The organism is Photobacterium sp., assembly GCF_033720175.1.
GTDB lineage: Bacteria > Pseudomonadota > Gammaproteobacteria > Enterobacterales > Vibrionaceae > Photobacterium.
The window spans coordinates 1-1572 of record NZ_JAWWDA010000036.1 but is presented as its reverse complement, the minus strand read 5'-3'; the positions used below and the strand labels follow the sequence as shown (position 1 = coordinate 1572).

Genomic DNA, 1572 nt, shown 5'->3' with positions numbered 1-1572 from the left:
ATATACGGCTTGGTAATGGGCTCGGCTCGAAACGCGGCTTCCCACGGAGTGGCGATAAAATCTGCGTTATAGGTTGCCGCCCCGTCAGCAAACTCTTCCAATGCCTGTGGCTGCTTGCCCTGGTGTTTCACTTCCACCAGCAGCCAGGGTTCATTCCATTGATCATTGGGGTGCGCTTCCAGCGGCTGAAAATACCCGCTGGTGAGTTGGGTACAGTCACTTTTCCCGGTTACCCGCTGCTTATGAATTCTGGCCTGCTCTAAGGTTAGTGTCGCGATACGTGTTCCGTCGGCGTCGGTTGTGAACTGGCCGGGATAATGAAAGGCTTCCAGAGGTTGTTCGTTAGAGATATTGCTGACCTTGAGCCCTTGCGGTCTGAAATCGGGGCGCTCAAAGGTGAAGTCGGTCAGCGACACTTTGCCGGTCTGGGTTTGCTCTAACAGCGAAAAGTGATGAATGATGTCGCGGTCTTTTGCCATGCCGTGACTGTGCCGGTATGGCAATGCGGGCAGTTCGAGAAAGCCATCCTGCCCGTCGGCAATGACCATAACATGACCGGTCTCGGTGTGTTCAAAATGGTAATGGAGCCCTTCTTCACTCATCAACCTGGCAATGAACCGCATATCCGATTCACCGTATTGCACGCAGTATTCACGCACCGGGAGACTATTTGAGAGCCGCTGTTCATATTCATGGCTTAAAATCCCCGCATCGGTAAAGATGGTGGTGATAATGTCAGAGACGCTCTGGTTCTGAAAAATACGGAAGTTAGTGCGGTGGGTTAATAGCTGGACGCGAGGGGTTATCGTCAGACGATACTGACAGTGACGATCACTGTGGGTTAGCTGCTCGATACCGTAGACCATTCCGCACACAAAACGCGGTTCGAGGCCATTATTATGATACAGGGCTAAACGCACGGGTAATTGCAGCCAGCTGTCGAGCTGCAGGGCCGGATCATCGCACACGAAAATAACTGAGAAATTGAATAATTGACTGATACCTTCTTGACCTTCGAAAGCATAGAGCCTTAACGGAAGATTGATCGTTGCAACATCTAATTCAAATTGCGCCTGATTGGCGTTCCTTGCCATAACGTCATCCTGATTAATACACAGCTACCGCATACCAGAGATATACGAACTGGCAAATGTAAACACATCGATTTATGTTCTGAAAACAGAAGAAAATGAAGAGGGAAACCTGCCCCCTTCGAGACAGATCTCAGGCTTATGCCTTCATTGCAGTGCGCCAGTCGTCACCGCCCGATGTACCCGACACTTCGTGGGTCCAGTCGATTTTACGGTAAGTCATGAGTACATCTTCAAGATGAGTAAAATGCGCCTGACCAGGATCCTGGCAGTTCGGCATTGATGCGGTAACATCCACGACGATGGCATCAGTCAATGTGGTGGTAAAGTAATGCTCTTGGCTGCCTGTTGCTGATGTGCGGTACCATTTAATTTCAACTTTAGGCAGACGTTCGCCGGAAGTCAGTGCGTTATAGATAAGTGGCGAACACTTATCAAACACTTTGGTGATTTTCACTGGCTTGTGCACGCGCTGACCGGT

General features: G+C 50.1%; 2 protein-coding genes. Both read right to left on the bottom strand.

Features of this window, described 5'->3' with window-relative positions; translation table 11 throughout:
• Window positions 1–1094: type VI secretion system tip protein TssI/VgrG (gene tssI / locus R3289_RS20490; RefSeq protein WP_318927755.1), on the bottom strand; the 1094-nt coding region annotated here is incomplete at its 3' end.
• 136 nt (window positions 1095–1230) lie between these two features.
• The coding region (gene tssD / locus R3289_RS20485; RefSeq protein ID WP_318927754.1) for a type VI secretion system tube protein TssD at window positions 1231–1572 on the bottom strand (342 nt) is incomplete at its 5' end.